This is a genomic window from Dyella lutea (assembly GCF_024158035.1).
Lineage (GTDB): Bacteria > Pseudomonadota > Gammaproteobacteria > Xanthomonadales > Rhodanobacteraceae > Dyella_A > Dyella_A lutea.
The window spans coordinates 451,813-467,949 of sequence record NZ_JAMZEK010000002.1 but is presented as its reverse complement, the minus strand read 5'-3'; the positions used below and the strand labels follow the sequence as shown (position 1 = coordinate 467,949).

At 67.3% G+C, this 16,137-nt stretch carries 17 protein-coding genes; 4 read left to right on the top strand and 13 right to left on the bottom strand.

The annotated features are described in order from the left end of the window. Positions 1 to 11: 11 nt before the first annotated feature. The gene (gene rng, locus NC595_RS09480) at positions 12 to 1,487 is read right to left on the bottom strand and encodes a ribonuclease G (RefSeq protein WP_253566077.1); all 1,476 of its coding nucleotides are present in this window, start codon (positions 1,485 to 1,487) and stop codon (positions 12 to 14) included. A 106-nt stretch (positions 1,488 to 1,593) separates the two neighbouring features. Further along, positions 1,594 to 2,760, bottom strand: coding sequence for a mechanosensitive ion channel family protein (locus NC595_RS09475; protein WP_253566076.1), 1,167 nt, complete (start codon positions 2,758 to 2,760; stop codon positions 1,594 to 1,596). A 64-nt stretch (positions 2,761 to 2,824) separates the two neighbouring features. On the opposite strand from NC595_RS09475, the gene NC595_RS09470 reads away from it, so the two are divergent. Together NC595_RS09470 and NC595_RS09465 are read left to right on the top strand one after the other, a co-directional pair. After that, on the top strand, positions 2,825 to 3,514 hold the full coding sequence (locus NC595_RS09470) for a Dph6-related ATP pyrophosphatase (RefSeq protein ID WP_253566075.1): 690 nt from the start codon (positions 2,825 to 2,827) through the stop codon (positions 3,512 to 3,514). Next, positions 3,498 to 4,010 carry a mismatch-specific DNA-glycosylase gene (locus tag NC595_RS09465; RefSeq protein ID WP_253566074.1) on the top strand — a complete coding sequence of 171 codons (513 nt, stop codon included), beginning with the start codon at positions 3,498 to 3,500 and terminating at the stop codon, positions 4,008 to 4,010. The genes NC595_RS09470 and NC595_RS09465 overlap by 17 nt, the downstream gene beginning before the upstream one ends. 185 nt (positions 4,011 to 4,195) lie before the next feature. On the opposite strand, the gene fabV is transcribed toward NC595_RS09465, so the two are convergent. The 3 genes from fabV to NC595_RS09450 all read right to left on the bottom strand — a co-directional run bounded on the left by fabV (position 4,196) and on the right by NC595_RS09450 (position 7,501). Beyond that, a complete protein-coding gene (gene fabV, locus NC595_RS09460; RefSeq protein ID WP_253566073.1) occupies positions 4,196 to 5,401 on the bottom strand; it encodes an enoyl-ACP reductase FabV in 1,206 nt (401 codons plus the stop codon). A gap of 142 nt (positions 5,402 to 5,543) precedes the next feature. Next, entirely contained in the window at positions 5,544 to 6,839 is a 1,296-nt protein-coding gene (locus tag NC595_RS09455) for a c-type cytochrome (protein ID WP_253566072.1), read from the bottom strand. Next, entirely contained in the window at positions 6,836 to 7,501 is a 666-nt protein-coding gene (locus NC595_RS09450; protein ID WP_425493099.1) for a cytochrome c4, read from the bottom strand. The genes NC595_RS09455 and NC595_RS09450 overlap by 4 nt, the downstream gene beginning before the upstream one ends. 335 nt (positions 7,502 to 7,836) lie before the next feature. Here NC595_RS09450 and bla point away from each other — a divergent pair, with 335 nt between their 5' ends. Both bla and NC595_RS09440 read left to right on the top strand, forming a co-directional pair. Next, positions 7,837 to 8,721, top strand: coding sequence for a subclass B3 metallo-beta-lactamase (bla, locus tag NC595_RS09445; protein WP_253566070.1), 885 nt, complete (start codon positions 7,837 to 7,839; stop codon positions 8,719 to 8,721). Positions 8,722 to 9,001: 280 nt separating this feature from the next. Next, positions 9,002 to 9,625 (top strand): hypothetical protein, encoded by a 624-nt coding sequence (locus NC595_RS09440; protein ID WP_253566069.1) that lies wholly within the window; start codon positions 9,002 to 9,004, stop codon positions 9,623 to 9,625. A gap of 8 nt (positions 9,626 to 9,633) precedes the next feature. Here the strand turns inward: NC595_RS09440 and NC595_RS09435 are convergent, their stop codons facing one another. The 8 genes from NC595_RS09435 to secY all read right to left on the bottom strand — a co-directional run bounded on the left by NC595_RS09435 (position 9,634) and on the right by secY (position 16,135). Next, complete coding sequence (locus NC595_RS09435; protein WP_253566068.1) at positions 9,634 to 11,001, bottom strand: class II 3-deoxy-7-phosphoheptulonate synthase; 1,368 nt, start codon at positions 10,999 to 11,001, stop codon at positions 9,634 to 9,636. 1 nt (position 11,002) lies between these two features. After that, complete coding sequence (locus tag NC595_RS09430) at positions 11,003 to 11,500, bottom strand: disulfide bond formation protein B (RefSeq protein WP_253566809.1); 498 nt, start codon at positions 11,498 to 11,500, stop codon at positions 11,003 to 11,005. 156 nt (positions 11,501 to 11,656) lie between these two features. Next, entirely contained in the window at positions 11,657 to 12,040 is a 384-nt protein-coding gene (gene rplQ, locus NC595_RS09425) for a 50S ribosomal protein L17 (protein ID WP_253566067.1), read from the bottom strand. A 221-nt stretch (positions 12,041 to 12,261) separates the two neighbouring features. Further along, the gene (locus tag NC595_RS09420) at positions 12,262 to 13,260 is read right to left on the bottom strand and encodes a DNA-directed RNA polymerase subunit alpha (RefSeq protein WP_063672306.1); all 999 of its coding nucleotides are present in this window, start codon (positions 13,258 to 13,260) and stop codon (positions 12,262 to 12,264) included. A 16-nt stretch (positions 13,261 to 13,276) separates the two neighbouring features. Next, positions 13,277 to 13,903 (bottom strand): 30S ribosomal protein S4, encoded by a 627-nt coding sequence (rpsD, locus tag NC595_RS09415; protein WP_253566066.1) that lies wholly within the window; start codon positions 13,901 to 13,903, stop codon positions 13,277 to 13,279. A gap of 11 nt (positions 13,904 to 13,914) precedes the next feature. Then, complete coding sequence (gene rpsK, locus NC595_RS09410; protein ID WP_007513384.1) at positions 13,915 to 14,301, bottom strand: 30S ribosomal protein S11; 387 nt, start codon at positions 14,299 to 14,301, stop codon at positions 13,915 to 13,917. A 12-nt stretch (positions 14,302 to 14,313) separates the two neighbouring features. Next, positions 14,314 to 14,670 carry a 30S ribosomal protein S13 gene (rpsM, locus tag NC595_RS09405; RefSeq protein ID WP_017461853.1) on the bottom strand — a complete coding sequence of 119 codons (357 nt, stop codon included), beginning with the start codon at positions 14,668 to 14,670 and terminating at the stop codon, positions 14,314 to 14,316. A gap of 133 nt (positions 14,671 to 14,803) precedes the next feature. After that, a complete protein-coding gene (gene secY, locus NC595_RS09400; RefSeq protein ID WP_017461854.1) occupies positions 14,804 to 16,135 on the bottom strand; it encodes a preprotein translocase subunit SecY in 1,332 nt (443 codons plus the stop codon). Positions 16,136 to 16,137 lie beyond the last annotated feature (2 nt).

Here is a 16,137-nt window from a genome sequence, read left to right as displayed (position 1 = left end):
CGCATCGCCGGTTACAGCAACACCACATCGAACTGTTCCTGGGAATAATGCTCTTCGGCCTGGAAGCGTATGCTCTTGGAGATGAACTCCTCCAGTTCGGCTACCGCGGAGGACTCCTCCTCCAGGATGCGGTTGACCACCGAGGGGCTGGCCATCACCAGCAGCTTGGCCGCGCTGAACTGGCGCACCGCGCGGGTGATCTCGCGGAAGATCTCGTAGGTCACCGTCTCGGCGGTCTTCACCGTACCGCGACCGGAACAGGCCGGGCACGGCTCGCACAGCTGGCGCTCCAGGCTCTCGGTGGTGCGCTTGCGGGTCATCTCCACCAGCCCCAGCGCCGACATCGGGTAGACGGTGGTCTTGGCATGGTCGCGCGACAAGCCCTTCTCGAGCGTGCGCAGCACCTGGCGCTTGTGCTCCTCGTCGGTCATGTCGATGAAGTCGATGATGATGATGCCGCCCAGGTTGCGCAGGCGCAGCTGGCGCGCCGCGGCCTGCGCCGCTTCCAGATTGGTGCGGTAGACGGTCTCTTCGAGGTTGCGCGTGCCGAGGTAGCCGCCGGTGTTGACGTCGATGGTGGTCATCGCCTCGGTCTGGTCGACGATCAGGTAGCCGCCAGACTTCAGCGGCACCTCCTTCCTAAGCGCGCGCTGGATCTCGTCCTCGGCGCCGTACAGGTCGAAGATCGGCCGCTCGCCGTCGTAGTGCTCGACCCGGTCGTCCAGGCTGGGCATGAACTTGTGCACGAACTTCACCACCTTCTCGAAGGTCTCGCGCGAATCCACGCGCACCTTTTCGATGGTCTCGTTGAGCGAGTCGCGCAGGCAGCGCAGCGGCAGCGAGAGCTCCTCGTAGACGCGTTCGCCCACCTTCGCCCGGGCGATGTTTTCCTGCACCACACGCCAGACCTTGCCGAGGTAGGTCACGTCGAACGCCAGCGATTCGGCCGACTGGCCTTCGGCGTTGGTGCGCACGATGTAGCCGAGCGGGTTCTCGCCGAGCAGCGGCGCCAGCACGTCCTTCAGGCGCTGGCGCTCGGCCTCGTCCTCGATGCGCGCGGAAATGCCCAGCGTGCGCGCATGCGGCAGCAGCACCAGGTAGCGCGAGGGGATCGACAGGTGGGTGGACAGCCGCGCGCCCTTGGTGCTGATCGGGTCCTTCACCACCTGCACCACGATCTCCTGGCCCTCATGGACCAATTCGCTGATCGACGGTACCGAGCCATTGCCGCCGCCATCTCCCTCGCCGCCCGGAATGGCGGGACGAATGATGTCCGAGGCGTGCAGGAAGGCCGCCCGGTCCAGGCCGATGTCCACGAACACCGCCTGCATGCCGGGCATCACCCGCTGCACCCGGCCCTTGTAGATGTTGCCCACGTAGCCGCGGCGGGAGGCGCGCTCGACATGGACCTCCTGCAGCATGCCGTTCTCGACGATGCCGACGCGGGTCTCGCGAGGCGTTACATTGATCAGGATCTCTTCACTCACCGCACTACCCCCGCCCAGGGCAACCTTTATAACGGCTGGCTCGGGGCACTGTCGATGCGCACCAGCCCTTGACTTTGGCGGCCCGTGAAGCGTGTCGCCGGCCGCCTCAGACCGGCCCCGGAAGCCCGCCTGCACCGTCCTCGGGGTGGGGACTGCGCTGCGGCTGCGGGGACGGTCGCACGCGCGTGCCGTCGTCCGTGGGCGCGTTGGCCCGCGTGCGCGACCATTCACCGCGCCAGCGCGGCAGCGCGTCCGGATGGTGCGACTGCACAAACGCCAGCAGGCCCTCGCGCACCCGGCAGCGAAGGTCCCAGTTGCGCCCGGAGTCGCCCGAACTGACCAGCGCACGCAGCTTCATGGCGCGATCGCTGGCATCGGTGACCTGCAGCACGCACACCCGACCGTCCCATTCGACCGCCTCGCGGCACAGTCGCTGCAGCTCCTCGCGCAAAGGCGCCAGCGGCACGCGATAGTCCAGCCACAGGAACACCGTTCCGACGATCTGCGCGGTGCGCCGGGTCCAGTTCTGGAACGGGTGCTCCATGAACCAGTTCAGCGGCACCACCAGCCGCCGCTCGTCCCAGATGCGCACCACCACGTAAGTGCCGGTGATCTCCTCGACCCGGCCCCACTCGCCTTCGATGATCACCACGTCGTCCAGCCGGATCGGCTGGGCCAGCGCGATCTGCAGGCCGGCGATCAGGTTGCCCAGCACCGGCTTGGCGGCAAGGCCCACCGCCAGTCCGGCCAATCCGGCCGAGGCAAGCAGGCTGGCGCCGATCTGGCGCACCAGCGGCAGGGTCATCAGCGCCGTCGCGAACCCGAGCAGCACGATCAGCACGGTAGCGGTGCGGCCGAGCACGCGCGACTGGGTCAGCACCCGGCGCGCGTGCAGGTTGTCGGCCACGTCCACCGGGAAACGCCGGGTGAAGAACGCCTCGGCCGCCTGCACGCAACGCACGGCCAGCCAGGTAACGACACCGATCAATACGACGACCAATCCGTGCGACAGCACCGGCACCGGGGCAAGCAGCGTCGACTCGGGGCGGGCATGCAGCACCACCGCCAGTGCGACCATCGGCACCAGCCAGCCCATCGGTGCCTGCGCGAAGCGCAGCATGTCGCGCACCATCGGATGATCCTCGCTCCACCGCCACAGCAGGGCGCGGATGGCGCGATGAACCAGCATCGCCATGACCAGCGCCACCGCGGCACAGCCGATCAGGCGGAACGCGGGAGAGCGGGCCCACAGGTCGTCGAGGAATCCGATCATCGTCACATCGTGCCAAGCCGGACGTCCATGCCATGTGGTCGGCATGATCACGTAGAGTTAGCGGATGACTCCGACACCGATCCTGCTCGCCTGGAGTGGGGGCAAAGATTGCCTGATGGCCCTGCAGCGGCTTCGCGCCGATCCGCACTGGCAGGTGGTCGCGCTGCTCACCACGGTCAATCGCACCTATGAGCGCATCGCCATGCACGGCGTGCGGCGCGACATCCTGGAAGCCCAGGCCGCGTCGCTCCGCCTGCCGCTGCTGGTGGTGGAGATGGACTGGCCCGGTTCGAACGAGGCCTATGAGCAAGCCCACGCCAAGGCGCTGATCGAGGCGCGCATGCGCTGGCCGGGCATCCGCCACTGCGCGTTCGGCGACCTGTTCCTGCAGGATGTGCGCGACTACCGCGTCCGCCAGCTCGGCCAGGCCGAATGGCGCGCGGTATTTCCGATCTGGGGTGAGGACACCACCGAACTGTCCCGCCGCTTCGTCGCCGAGGGCCATAGGGCGATGTTGTGCTGCGTCGACACGCAGCAGCTCGACGCTGCGTTTTGCGGCCGTGCCTACGACGGTGCCCTGCTCGACGCACTGCCGGTCGGTGTCGACCCCTGCGGCGAGCGGGGCGAATTCCATACGCTGAGCTGCGGCGGCCCGCTGTTCCGCACGCCACTGCGCCTGCGGCGCGGCGAGTCGGTGCTGCGCGACGAACGCTTCCAGTTCACCGATTTCCTGCTCGATGACGCGGCCGGCTGACGACCCCATCCTGCCCGACGTGCTGCGGCCGGGCCTGGCACTGGTGTTCTGCGGTACGGCGGCGGGCAAGCGCTCGGCGGCCGAGGGGGCCTACTACGCGCATCCGGGCAACCTGTTCTGGCGGGCGCTGGCCGAGATCGGCCTGACCCCGCGGCGGTATGCGCCGGAGGAGTTCCCCACGCTGCCCGCGCTGGGCATCGGCTTCACCGACCTGGCCAAGTTCCACAGCGGCAACGACAGCGAGCTGCCGCGCGACGCGTTCGACGTGCCGGCGCTGGTGGCCAAGATCGAGCGCTTCGCGCCGCGCTGGCTGGCCTTCACCAGCAAGCACGGGGCAAAGGCGGCGCTGGGGCGCGGCATCCCAGCTTATGGCGTGCAGCCGGAGCGCATCGGCACCACGCAGGTATTCGTGCTGCCCTCGCCGTCGGGACAGGCGCGCGGGCATTGGTCGATCGGGCCGTGGGTTGAGTTGGCTGACTTGGTGCGTGGGGATTAAAGACGCCGGATCCCGGCTTTCGCCGGGATGACGGTAAGGGAAGTGGAGGTCGTCGAAGAGGAGGCGAGCGAGCAGCGAGCTCTCAACCCATCATCCCAGCAAAAGCCGGGATCCAGCGTCTCTTACCCGCCCCAAACAAAACGGGCGCCCGAAGGCGCCCGCTCGTCTGCTGCGCGCACGCCGCGTTACATCTCGACGCAATCGAACCGCACGTCCGAGGCCACGTCCTGGATGTAGTCCACGTCGCTGCGGTCGAAGCCGAACAGCTTGAGGAAGTCGTGGCGGTAGCCCGCGTAGTCGGTGAGCTGGTTGAGGTTCTCGGTGGTCACCGTCGGCCACAGCGCCTTGCACTCGGACTGCACGTCGTCGCGCAGCTCCCAGTCGTCCAGGCGCAGGCGATGCTCCGCGTCCACCGGCGGCGCGCTGCCATCGGCGCGGTAGAGGAAGTCGCGGAACAGGCGGTTGGCCTGCTCGATGGTGCCCTCGTGGATGCCCTTGGCCTTCATGATCTTGAAGACCATCGACACGTACAGCGGGATCACCGGAATCGCCGCGCTGGCCTGGGTCACCACCGACTTCATCACCCCGACGTAGGCCTTCAGGCCGTTGGTGGCATAACGCTCGCGCATGGTCTTGGCGGTGTTGTCCAGGTGCTGCTTGGCGCGACCCAGCGTGCCGTGCCAGTAGATCGGCCAGGTTATCGAGGTGCCGACGTAGCTGTAGGCAATGGTGGTGGCGTCCTTGGCCAGCACGCCGGCCTGGTTCAGCGCCTCGATCCACAGCGCCCAGTCCTCGCCGCCCATCACGGCGACGGTGTCGGCGATCTCCTGCTCGGTGGCCGGTTCGACCGTGGCGGTGATCACCGTGTCGCGGTTGGTGTCGATCGAGGTGGCGCTGAAGGTCTCGCCGATGGTCTTGAGCGCCGAGCGCTTCACTTCGCCGGTACCCGGCAGCTTGCGCACCGGCGAGGCCAGCGAATACACCACCAGGTCGATCGGACCGCCCATCTCCGCCTTGATCATCTCGATGGTGCGCGCGCGCGTCTCGTCGGAAAACGCGTCGCCATTGATCGACTTGGCGGTCAGACCCGCCGCCTTGGCGGCCTGGTCGAACGCGGCGGAGTTGTACCAGCCGGCGGTGCCGGTCTTGGTGTCGCTCGAGGGCTTCTCGAAGAACACGCCCAGCGTGGCCGCGCCATAACCGAACGCGGCGGTGATGCGCGAAGCCAGCCCGTAGCCGGTGGAGGCGCCGATGACCAGCACGCGCTTCGGGCCCTGCCCGCTCTGGCCGCTGGCCTGGGTGATGTCGATCTGCTCGAGCACGTTCTTCGCGCAGCCCACCGGGTGCGCCGTGATGCAGATGAAACCGCGGACTTTCGGATTGATGATCATGCGTTCGCTTCGATCGTGGTCAGGCAAAGACCCATATTACCCGTGCGCGCCGGCCATGCGCCTCCGTAGGGTTGCCGGGGCCCGGCATGCGGAAGGCCCGCCGAAGCGGGCCATTCGCGCGATGCGGTACGCATCGATGGACTCAGTCGATCGGGGTCTGGCGATACTTGCCCACGTCACGCTCGAGCACCGGCGATGCGCGGTTGCTCCAGGCGTGGCGGATGTAGCTGACCACCGCCGCCACGTCGGCGTCGCTGAGCGACTGGGCGAACGGCGGCATCGAGTATGGCCGCGGGTTGCCGGCGGTCACCGGAGGAAAGCCGCCGAGCAGCACCACGCGGATCGCGTTGATGCCGGTCGGCTCGTCGACCGAGGAGTTGCCGTTGAGCGGCGGGTAGACCCCGGCCACGCCATTGCCGTCCTTGCCGTGGCAGGCGGCACAACGCCGGCCGTAGATTTCCTCGCCCTTGTGCCGCATTACCGTTGCGTCGATCGCCGGATCGGCCACCTGCGGCTGCGGCCGCGGCGGCAGCGACTCGAGATAGCTGGCGATCGCCGCGAGATCGGCGTCGGTCATGTGCTGGGTGCTGCGCGCGACCACCTCGGCCATCGGGCCGAATGCGCTGCCTTTCGCCGACTGCCCCGTCTTGAGCAACTGCACGATGTCCTGCCCGCTCCAGCCCTCCAGCCCACCGTGGGCCTGCGTGCCGAGGTCGGGCGCATACCAGTCCTGTGCGGGAATCTCGCCGCCGGACAACGGCGGCTGCGCCGGGATGCCACCGAGCGCATCGCGCCGGGCGTGACACTCGTTGCAGTGGCCCAGGCCCTGCACCAGATAGGCACCCCGATTCCACTCGGCGGACCGGGCCGGATCGGGCTGATACACACCGGGACGGAAGTACATCGCGCGCCAGGCGGCCAGTCCCTGACGGACGCTGTAGGGAAATTTCAGTTCCGGTGTCGCGGAGGGACGGTGCACCGCCGTCAGCGATTTCAGGTAGGCGAAGATCGCCAGCGCATCCCCGCGGGTGACCTTGGTGTACGAGGTGTAGGAGAACGCCGGGTAGAGGAACTCGCCGTGGCGCCCCTTGCCCTCGTGCAGCGCGCGCCAGAAATCGGCAAACGTCCACCGACCCAGTCCGGTCTCGTCGTCAGGCGTGATGTTCGGCGCCGGGATATTGCCGAATGGAGTCGGTACTTCGTGGCCACCGGCGAACGGCACGCCGTCGCGCGCGGTGTGGCAGGCCGCACAATCGCCGACCGTGGCGAGATAGCGACCGCGTTCGATCAGCGCCGGGTCGGCCAGGTTTTCGCTGGCGGCAAGGCGGCCTGCATCGCGTGTCGCAGCATCGTCGGGGTGCGGCCCGAACAGCCACCAGGCGACGCCGCCCACCATCAGCAAGAGGACAATCAGGAAACCGCGCAGCAGCCACTTCATGCGCCGTCTCCCTTGACCGGCGCCTCCGCCGGCGGGGCATTGCCCAGCACGCCGCACTGCAGCGGCGGCGTCACCGAGCCGGGCGGCTGCGCATGCATGTCCGCCGGCAACTGCCGCGTGGCCAGGAATGCGGACACCGCGGTGATGTCCTCCGGGGTGAGCCGGTTGGCGACGGTCGCCATGCAATCCGGTGCGGCAGCGGCGCGGGTACCGGTGCGCCAGGAGCCGAGCTGCGAACTCACGTAGTCGTAGGGCAGGCCGACCAGGCCGGGCGTGGACGGCTGCACGCCGGTCAGCTGGCTGCCATGGCAAGCCTGGCACGGCGGGATCTTGCGTTCAGGGTCGCCATGCTCGGTCAGCGCCTGTCCGCGTGCCAGCAGCGCGGCGGACACCTTGGGTGTGGGTGACGGCGAGTACGGCACCTCCTGTTGGGCGAAGTAGCTGGCGATCTCGTGCATGTAGGTGTCGGTGAGCGGGCGCACGGTGTATTCCATCGGGCCGTACCTGCGCAGGCCAAGCTGGAAATAGCGCAACTGGCGCGCCAGGTATTCCGCCGGCTTGCCGGCCAGACGCGGGAAGAAGCCGGTACCCGGCGAACCCTCGCCGTGCTCGCCATGACAGGCCGTGCACGAGGCGATGCGCTGGGCCAGGGTGTTCGGCACGGTGTGCGTCGGCGTGTTATCGGCGGCGTGTGCGACCGGCAGCAGCAGGGCTGCCAGCAGAAGGACTCCGCGGAGCGGGATACGGAAGCATCGGGTCATCCGTGAAGTATAGGCGCCCGGCATGGTGAAGCCGCCAAACGCTCCGGCCGTCGCCCGGACGCCGCGACAACCTGCCACAAGCCCCACACCGCTCCGGCCCTCGCGATCCCGGAAGCACCCGGGTTCCAACTGCCCGCGGAAGCGCCGAAGGTGCCAGCGCCACGCCCGGGAACCGGCCGCCTGCGCGTGGCGCCAGACCCCAAGCTGGCCTGCCTTCGACTGCTCCGCGAGCCCCCTTGAGCATCCCCTTCCCCGGCGCCCTCGCGGCGGCCATCGCGATCGCCCTGCCCCTGCCCGCCACTCCGGTTGCGCCGGGTTCCCACCCCACCTGGCGCCAGCCACAGGCGCCGCTGCGCATCTACGGCAACACCTGGTACGTCGGCAGCCGCGGACTCAGCGCGATCCTGGTGACCTCGCCACGGGGACACGTGCTGATCGATGGCACGCTGCCCGAAAATGCGGCGATGGTCGAAGCAAACATCCGATCGCTCGGCTTCCGCCTGCACGACGTCCGGGTGATCCTCGACTCGCATGCGCACGGGGACCACGCCGGCGCCTTGGCAGCGATCGCCCGGGACAGCGGGGCCACGGTCCGGGCCCCCGCCGCCCAGGCACGAGCGCTGCGTGTGGGCGGCAGGGACCCGGAAGATCCGCAGTACGGCGACGCGCCGCTGTTCCCGCCCATCGGGCACGTGCAGGTGATCGGTGACGAGGCCACGGTACACGTCGGGCCACTGGCGATCCGCGCCCATCCGACGCCGGGGCACACCCCCGGAAGCACCACCTGGAGCTGGACCTCCTGCGAGCGCGGCCGCTGTCTGCATATGGTATATGCCGACAGCCTCACGCCCATGGCGGCCGGCAGCTACCGCTTCTCCGATCCGGACCATCCGGAGCGTCTGGCATCCTTCCGCCGCGGCATCGCCACGCTGTCCATCCTCCCCTGCGACATCCTGATGACCCCGCATCCGGAAGCCAGCCGCTTCTGGCAACGCATGACGGCACGCGCGCTGGGGCATGCGGATGCGCTGCGTGATCCGGACGCCTGCCGCGCCTATGCGCGCCTGGGCGGGCAGATGATGGACCAGCGCATCACCGTCGAGCGGGAGGCCACTCCCTGAGCTGCGCGCAGGACCTGCATGTGACAAGGATCACTTCGCTCGGGCTACCCGGCGTGGTCCGACAGGCAACCTCGCCCTGCCCCGGAACCTCACCGATGAGTGCAAAGCAACGATCGCCTGAAGCGCCCGCCGAGCTGCCGCATGTCGATCGCTGGACGCTGATCGGCCTGGCTCTGCTGCTTTCGCCTTTGCTGACCATGGCCCACGAGCTGCTGGGCCACGCCGTGACCTGCGCGGCCTCCGGACACCGCCCAAGCGAGTCGGGGGCCCACTACGTCGAATGCCCGGCCACCTGGTGGCCATGGCCGGCACGACGGTCGATGTCGTCGTGGCGGCGCTGGCCTACCTCGCCCGGCATATCGTCCACACGCCGCTGCTGCGACGGGCGCTCTGGATCACCTTCACCGTGAAGGCGATGGTGGCTGCCGGCTACCGGCTGTTCTCCGGGGTGCTGGGCCTGGGCGACTGGAGCCCGGTCGGCGATGGCGGACTTGCGCCGCTGCGGCATCCTTGGCTGCAGCGGTTCGCCCTGACCGCGTTGGGCCTGGTGGCCTACATCGGCGCCATCCGCCTCGCCAACCGCAGCATCGACGCGATGCTCGGTGGCGGCGCGGCAGCCCGCGCCACCCGCATGCGCATGGCCATGACCGTCTACCGGATCGGTGGCGCGGGTGCGCTGCTGGTCGGCCTGTTCAACCCGCACGGGCTGGTGATCACGCTGATCTCCGTCGTGGCGTCGACCTTCAGCGGCACCGCGGGGCTGTTCAATGTGGCCTATCGCTCAACGCCGGCGATTCCACCCCGCCCCCTGGCGATCGGCCGACACCCCGCGCTGCTCATCGCAGGCGCCGTGGTGATGGCTGCGTTTGCCGCAGTGCTCGGCTCCACCGTCTACCTGCGCTGACCGATGCCTCAGCCTCGGCTGACGGATTTGCGCACGATCAGCATCGCCAACTCCAGCGACTGCTCGTAGTTCAGCCGTGGATCGACCGTCGACTTGTAGGCCCGCGAGAGATCCGACTCGGACAGGTCGCGTGCGCCGCCCATGCACTCGGTGACGTTCTCGCCGGTCAGCTCGAGGTGGACGCCACCCAGTCGCGTGCCGGCGGCGGCGTGGATGTCGAAGGCCTGATCGAGTTCGCCGCGGATGTTGTCGAAACGACGCGTCTTGTAGCCGTTGGATGTGCTTTCGGTGTTGCCATGCATCGGGTCGGCCACCCACAGCACACGACGCCCTTCGCGCTTCACCGCGTCCAGCAGCGGCGGCAGGCGCTCGGCAATGGCGGCGTTGCCCATGCGATGGACCAGCGTCAACCGCCCGGGCTCGTCGTCGGGATTGAGTGCGTCCATCAATGGCAGCAACTGCTCAGGTGTGACCGATGGCCCCACTTTTACCGCGATCGGATTGCGGATGCCGCGGAAATACTCCACGTGCGCACCGTCGAGCGCCGCAGTGCGCATGCCGATCCACGGGAAATGCGTGGACAGGTTGAACCAGCCCGGGTGGCGCGGCACCTGGCGGGTCAACGCCTGTTCGTAGTGCAGCAGCAGCGCCTCGTGCGAGGTAAAGAAATCGACACGCGAAAAGCTGGCGATCGGTCCGGCAAGCGTCTCCATGAAACGCAGCGAGTCACCGATCGAGGCGACCATCTGGCGATACTCGGCAGCCAGCGGCGAGTGCTCCACCCAGGCAAGATCCCAGTACTCCGGATGATGCAGGTCGGCAAAACCGCCATCGATCAGCGCACGCACGAAATTCATCGTGAGCGCCGAATGTGCGTGTGCCTGGATCAGGCGCTGCGGATCGGCGCGGCGGGCCGCGGCGGTAAACGCTGGCGCATTGACTACGTCCCCGCGAAAGCTGGGCAAGGTCACGCCGTCCCGCGTCTCGGTATCGGCCGACCGTGGCTTGGCGTATTGCCCGGCGAAGCGGCCCACGCGCAGCACCGGCTTCTTGAGCCCATGCACCATCACCAGGCTCATCTGCAGCAGCACCTTGAGCCGGTTGGAGATGATCGGGCTGGTGCAGTCGGTGAAACTCTCCGCGCAATCGCCGCCCTGCAGCAGGAAGCTGTGGCCATCCTGGGCCTCGGCCAGCGCCTGCTTGAGCGCGAGCACCTCCCACGAGGTCACCAGCGGAGGCAGCGAGGCCAGCTGGGCCGTCGCGGTGGCCAGTTCGGCCGGATCGTCGTAGCGGGGCTGCTGCAGTGCCTCGCGCTGTTGCCAGGAAGCGGGAGACCAGTCCACCGGGGCGGATGGGCTCGTAGGCCGGATCGCCATGTCAGACGCCCCGCCGCCGCGTGGCCAGTACCGCCCAGATCCCCAGCGCGATGAACCACAACAGCGTCCAGGCAGGCATCGGCAGGCCGAGAATGGGCTCGACCTTGGCGCACTCGCCCGACCCGGTGAACACGAGCTTGAGCACCTTGGCGAAAGGAAAGGCGCTCATCAGGTAACCGAGATCACCGCCGCAGGAGGGCACTTCATCGGCGGGCAGCGACTGGATCCACAAGTGGCGCCCGGCCACCGCAATGCCCCAGAGCGCGCCAAGCAGAACGCCAGCCGTATAGATCCAGCGCGCGCCGCTCCTGGGCGCATGGATCGAGCCGGCCAGGAAAAACAGGCCCATCACCATGAAACCGATGCGCTGGAAGATGCACAGTGGGCAGGGAATCATCGCCCAGACGTACTGCGCGTAGAACGCAAATCCGAGCAGCCCCGCACAGAGAACGAAGCCGGCGAGGAAGGTGGTGCGGTAGGACCAATGGAGGGGATTCATGGCTTGTGGATAGCGGGGAGTGACCGACATTAACCCGTCCCGCGGTGTGCTGTCAGCACACCCCATCGCCCCGGACCGACAAACAAAAAGCCCCGGCAGACCAGCTGTCGGGGCTTTTGTTGGCATGGACGTCCAGACGCCCGCCCGGGGCAACGCTTACTCGACGTCGACGGCCTCGGCGCGCGGACGATCCACCAGCTCGACATACGCCATCGGAGCGTTGTCGCCGGGACGGAAACCGCACTTCAGGATGCGCAGGTAACCGCCGGGACGCTCTCGGTAGCGCGGGCCCAGCTCGACGAACAGCTTGCCCACGGCCTGCTTGTCGCGCAGACGGGCGAACGCGAGACGGCGGTTGGCGACGCCGTCGGTCTTGCTGAGGGTGATCAGCGGCTCGGCGACGCGGCGAAGTTCCTTCGCCTTCGGCAGGGTGGTACGGATCAGCTCGTGCTTGATCAGCGACGCGGCCATGTTGCGGAACATGGCTTCGCGGTGGCTGCTGGTGCGGTTGAGCTTGCGACCGCTCTTCATATGGCGCATGGCGATAATCTCTGTCTGTTGTTATGAGAGGCCGGACGTTGCCGGCTTCCCGCGGTTGCCCGCTATAGGAGTATTGAAGATCGATTGCTGCGAAAGCCCCGGGAAGTCCCCGCGGCGGACGATCAAGCGGACCGTCGGAAGATGCCGGAAACAGGCAGGCCGCAGCAGCCCCCTCACGGCAAGATGCCGCGATCGCCAAGGCGACCGCGGCATGTGTTGCATCAGCCCAGCTGCATGCCGTGCGACAGGCCCGGCGGCGGCCAGTTCTCGAGCTTCATGCCGAGCGCCAGACCGCGGCTGCCCAGCACATCCTTGATCTCGGTCAGCGACTTCTTGCCGAGGTTCGGGGTCTTCAGCAGCTCGACTTCGGTCTTCTGCACCAGATCGCCGATGTAGTAGATGCTCTCGGCCTTCAGGCAGTTCGCCGAACGCACGGTGAGCTCCAGGTCGTCGATCGGACGCAACAGCAGCGGGTCGAAACCGCTCTTCTCGGCCGTGTCGGTCGCGCTCTCGCGACGCGAGAAGTCACCGAACACCGACAGCTGGTCGTTGAGGATCTCGGCCGCCTTGCGGACCGCGTCCTCGGCGCCGATGGTGCCGTTGGTCTCGATGTCCAGCACCAGCTTGTCGAGGTTGGTGCGCTGCTCTACGCGAGCGGCGTCCACCTCGTAGGCCACACGCAGCACCGGCGCGAACGACGCGTCGAGCTGCAGGCGACCGATCGGACGCGCTTCATCGTCCGGGTGCTGGCGGGCGCTGGCCGGCTGGTAGCCGACACCGCGACGCACCTTCAGGCGCATACTGAGCGCGATGTCCTTGGTCAGGTGGCAGATCACGTGTTCCGGGTTGATGATCTCGACCGTGTGATCCACGGTGATATCGCCGGCGGTCACCACGCCCTTGCCCTTCTTCGACAGGGTCAAGGTGACCTCGTCGCCGGAGTGCTGGCGGATCGCGACATCCTTGAGGTTCAGCAGGACTTCGATCACGTCCTCCTGCAGGCCCTCGAGGGTGGTGTACTCGTGGAGCACGCCATCGATCTCGACCTCGACAATGGCGCTGCCGGGGATCGAGGAGAGCAGTACGCGACGCAGCGCGTTGCCCAGGGTGTGGCCGAAGCCACGCTCGAGCGGCTCGACCACCACCTTGGCGCGGTTGGCTCCGAGCTGTTCGACGCTGAGGCCACGAGGCCGCAGCACGCTAGTTGACGAAACTGCCATGCAGAGCTCCGGTTGATTACTTCGAGTAAAGCTCGACGATCAGCGCTTCGTTGATGTCGGTGGGCAGGTCGCCACGATCCGGCACCGACTTGAACGTGCCGGCGAACTTCTTGGCATCCACTTCCACCCACTGCGGGCGCAGATCCATGGTGTCGAATACGGTCGCCGCTTCCTGAACGCGCAGCTGGTTGCGCGCGCGCTCGGTCAGGGCGATTTCGTCACCCGGCTTGACCTGGTAGGACGGGATATTGACCTTCTTGCCGTTGACCAGCACCGCCTTGTGGGCGACCAGCTGGCGGGCCTGGGCGCGGGTGACCGCGAAGCCCATACGGTAGACGACGTTGTCCAGGCGGCTCTCGAGCAGGCGCAGCAGGTTCTCACCGGTGTTGCCCTTGAGGGTCGACGCCTTGGTGTAGTAGTTGCCGAACTGGCGCTCGAGCACGCCATAGATGCGCTTGACCTTCTGCTTTTCGCGCAGCTGGACGGCATAGTCGGACATGCGCATGCGCTTGTTGGCGCCATGCTGGCCGGGCTTGTTCTCCAGCTTGCACTTGGAATCCAGCGCGCGGGCCGGGCTCTTCAGGCTGAGGTCGGAACCCTCACGACGGGCGAGCTTGCAGGTAGCTCCACGATAACGGGCCATGGGTATGCTCCTTAGACTCGACGCTTCTTGGGGGGACGGCAGCCGTTGTGCGGGATCGGCGTGACGTCGATGATGTTCAGCACCTTGTAGCCGAGGGCGTTCAGCGAACGCACCGCCGACTCGCGACCCGGGCCCGGCCCCTTGATGCGCACTTCGACGGTCTTCACGCCGTAGTCGCCCGCGGCGCGGCCGGCCTTCTCGGCGGCCACCTGGGCAGCGAACGGGGTCGACTTGCGCGAGCCGCGGAAACCCGCGCCGCCGGCAGTCGCCCACGACAGCGCGTTGCCCTGGCGATCGGTGATGGTGACGATGGTGTTGTTGAAGGAGGCCTGCACGTGGGCCACGGCATCCGTGACAACGCGCTTGATCTTCTTCTTGGTCTTGACTGGCTTGGCCATGATTCGAATCCGTTACTTCTTGATGGCGCGACGCGGACCCTTGCGGGTACGGGCGTTGGTGCGCGTGCGCTGGCCGCGCACCGGCAGGCCACGACGGTGACGCAGACCGCGGTAGCAACCCAGATCCATCAGACGCTTGATGGCGATGCCAACTTCGCGACGCAGATCACCTTCGACAACGTACTTGCCGATTTCGTGGCGGAGCTTCTCCACCTCGCCCTCACTGAGGGACTTGATCGGCGTGGTCGGAACCACGCCGGCGTCCGCGCAGACCTTCTTGGCCCGGCTGCGGCCGATGCCGTAGATGCTCTGCAGACCGACCCAGACATGCTTCTGGACCGGCAAATTGACACCCGCGATGCGCGCCATGATGTACTTTCTCCGATGCTTTCGTGCGCGGTAAACGCGCAATTCTAACCTGAATCAACCCTGCTGGAAAGTCCCGCGGCCAGCGCCGCAACTTTCCCGTTTATCCGGCCCCACTCCTACGCCCCAGCAGCCACTAGCTGCGCCGGAGATTGGCCTTCTTGAGCAAACCTTCGTACTGGTGGCTCACCAGATGCGCCTGCACCTGCGAGGTGAAGTCCATGACCACCACCACTACGATCAGCAGCGAGGTACCGCCGAAGTAGAAGGGCACGTTCCACGACTTCTGCATGAACGTGGGTACCAGACAGACCAGCACCAGGTAGAGCGCGCCCACACCGGTGAGGCGAGTCATCACCGCATCGATGTAGCTGGCGGTCGCCTTGCCCGGACGGATGCCCGGGATCAGCGCGCCGGAGCGCTTGAGATTGTCGGCCGTCTCCTGGGAGTTGAAGACGATGGCCGTGTAAAAGAACGCGAACGTGATCACCAGCACGGCGAACACTACGTCATGCAGCGGCTCGCCCTGGTTCAGCGCCTGGGTCAGCGACTGCAGCCAGCGGGCCTGGTGGCCGGTGCCGAACCAGGTCAGCGCGGTGGCCGGGAACATCAGCAGGCTCGAGGCGAAGATCGGCGGGATCACGCCCGACATGTTGATCTTCAGCGGCAGGTGCGAGCTCTGGTTCATGTACGCCTGCTGGCCGCCGGAGCGCCGCGCGTAGTTGACCGTGATCCGTCGCTGCGCCCGCTCCATGAACACCACGAAGGCGGTCACGGCCAGCACCATGGCGACGATCAGGATCAGCTTCAGGCCGTTACCCAGCTCACCGTTCGCCTGCATGGTCAGCGTGTGCGCCACCGCACCGGGCAGGCCCGCCACGATACCTGCGAAGATCAGCAGCGAGATGCCGTTGCCGATGCCGCGCTCGGTGATCTGCTCACCCAGCCACATCAGGAACATGGTGCCGGCGGTCAGGCCGACGACGGACGACAGCACGAAACCCATGCCCGGCATGTAGACCACCGGCACGCCGCCGGAAGCGACCTGCTTCTGCAGCGCAACGGCGATGCCGAACGCCTGGAAGGCCGCGAGGCCGACCGTGCCGAAGCGGGTGTACATGGTCATCTTGCGCCGCCCTGCCTCGCCTTCCTTGCGGAGGTTCTGCAGGCTGGGAATCACCGACCCCATCATCTGCACCACGATCGAGGCGGAGATGTAGGGGACGACGCCCAGGGCGAAGACCGACATGCGGGACAGCGAGCCACCCGAGAACATGTTGAACATGCTCAGGAGGCCGCCGCCCTGCTGCTCGATGAGGCGGGTCATCGCCTCGGGATTCACGCCCGGCACCGGGATGAACGAACCGAGGCGGAAGACGATCAGCGCACCGATCACGAAAAAGATGCGCTGACGCAGCTCGGTCAACTTGCCGAGCGAGCCGAGCTGGTTGCCCTTGGCAGCAGCCACCG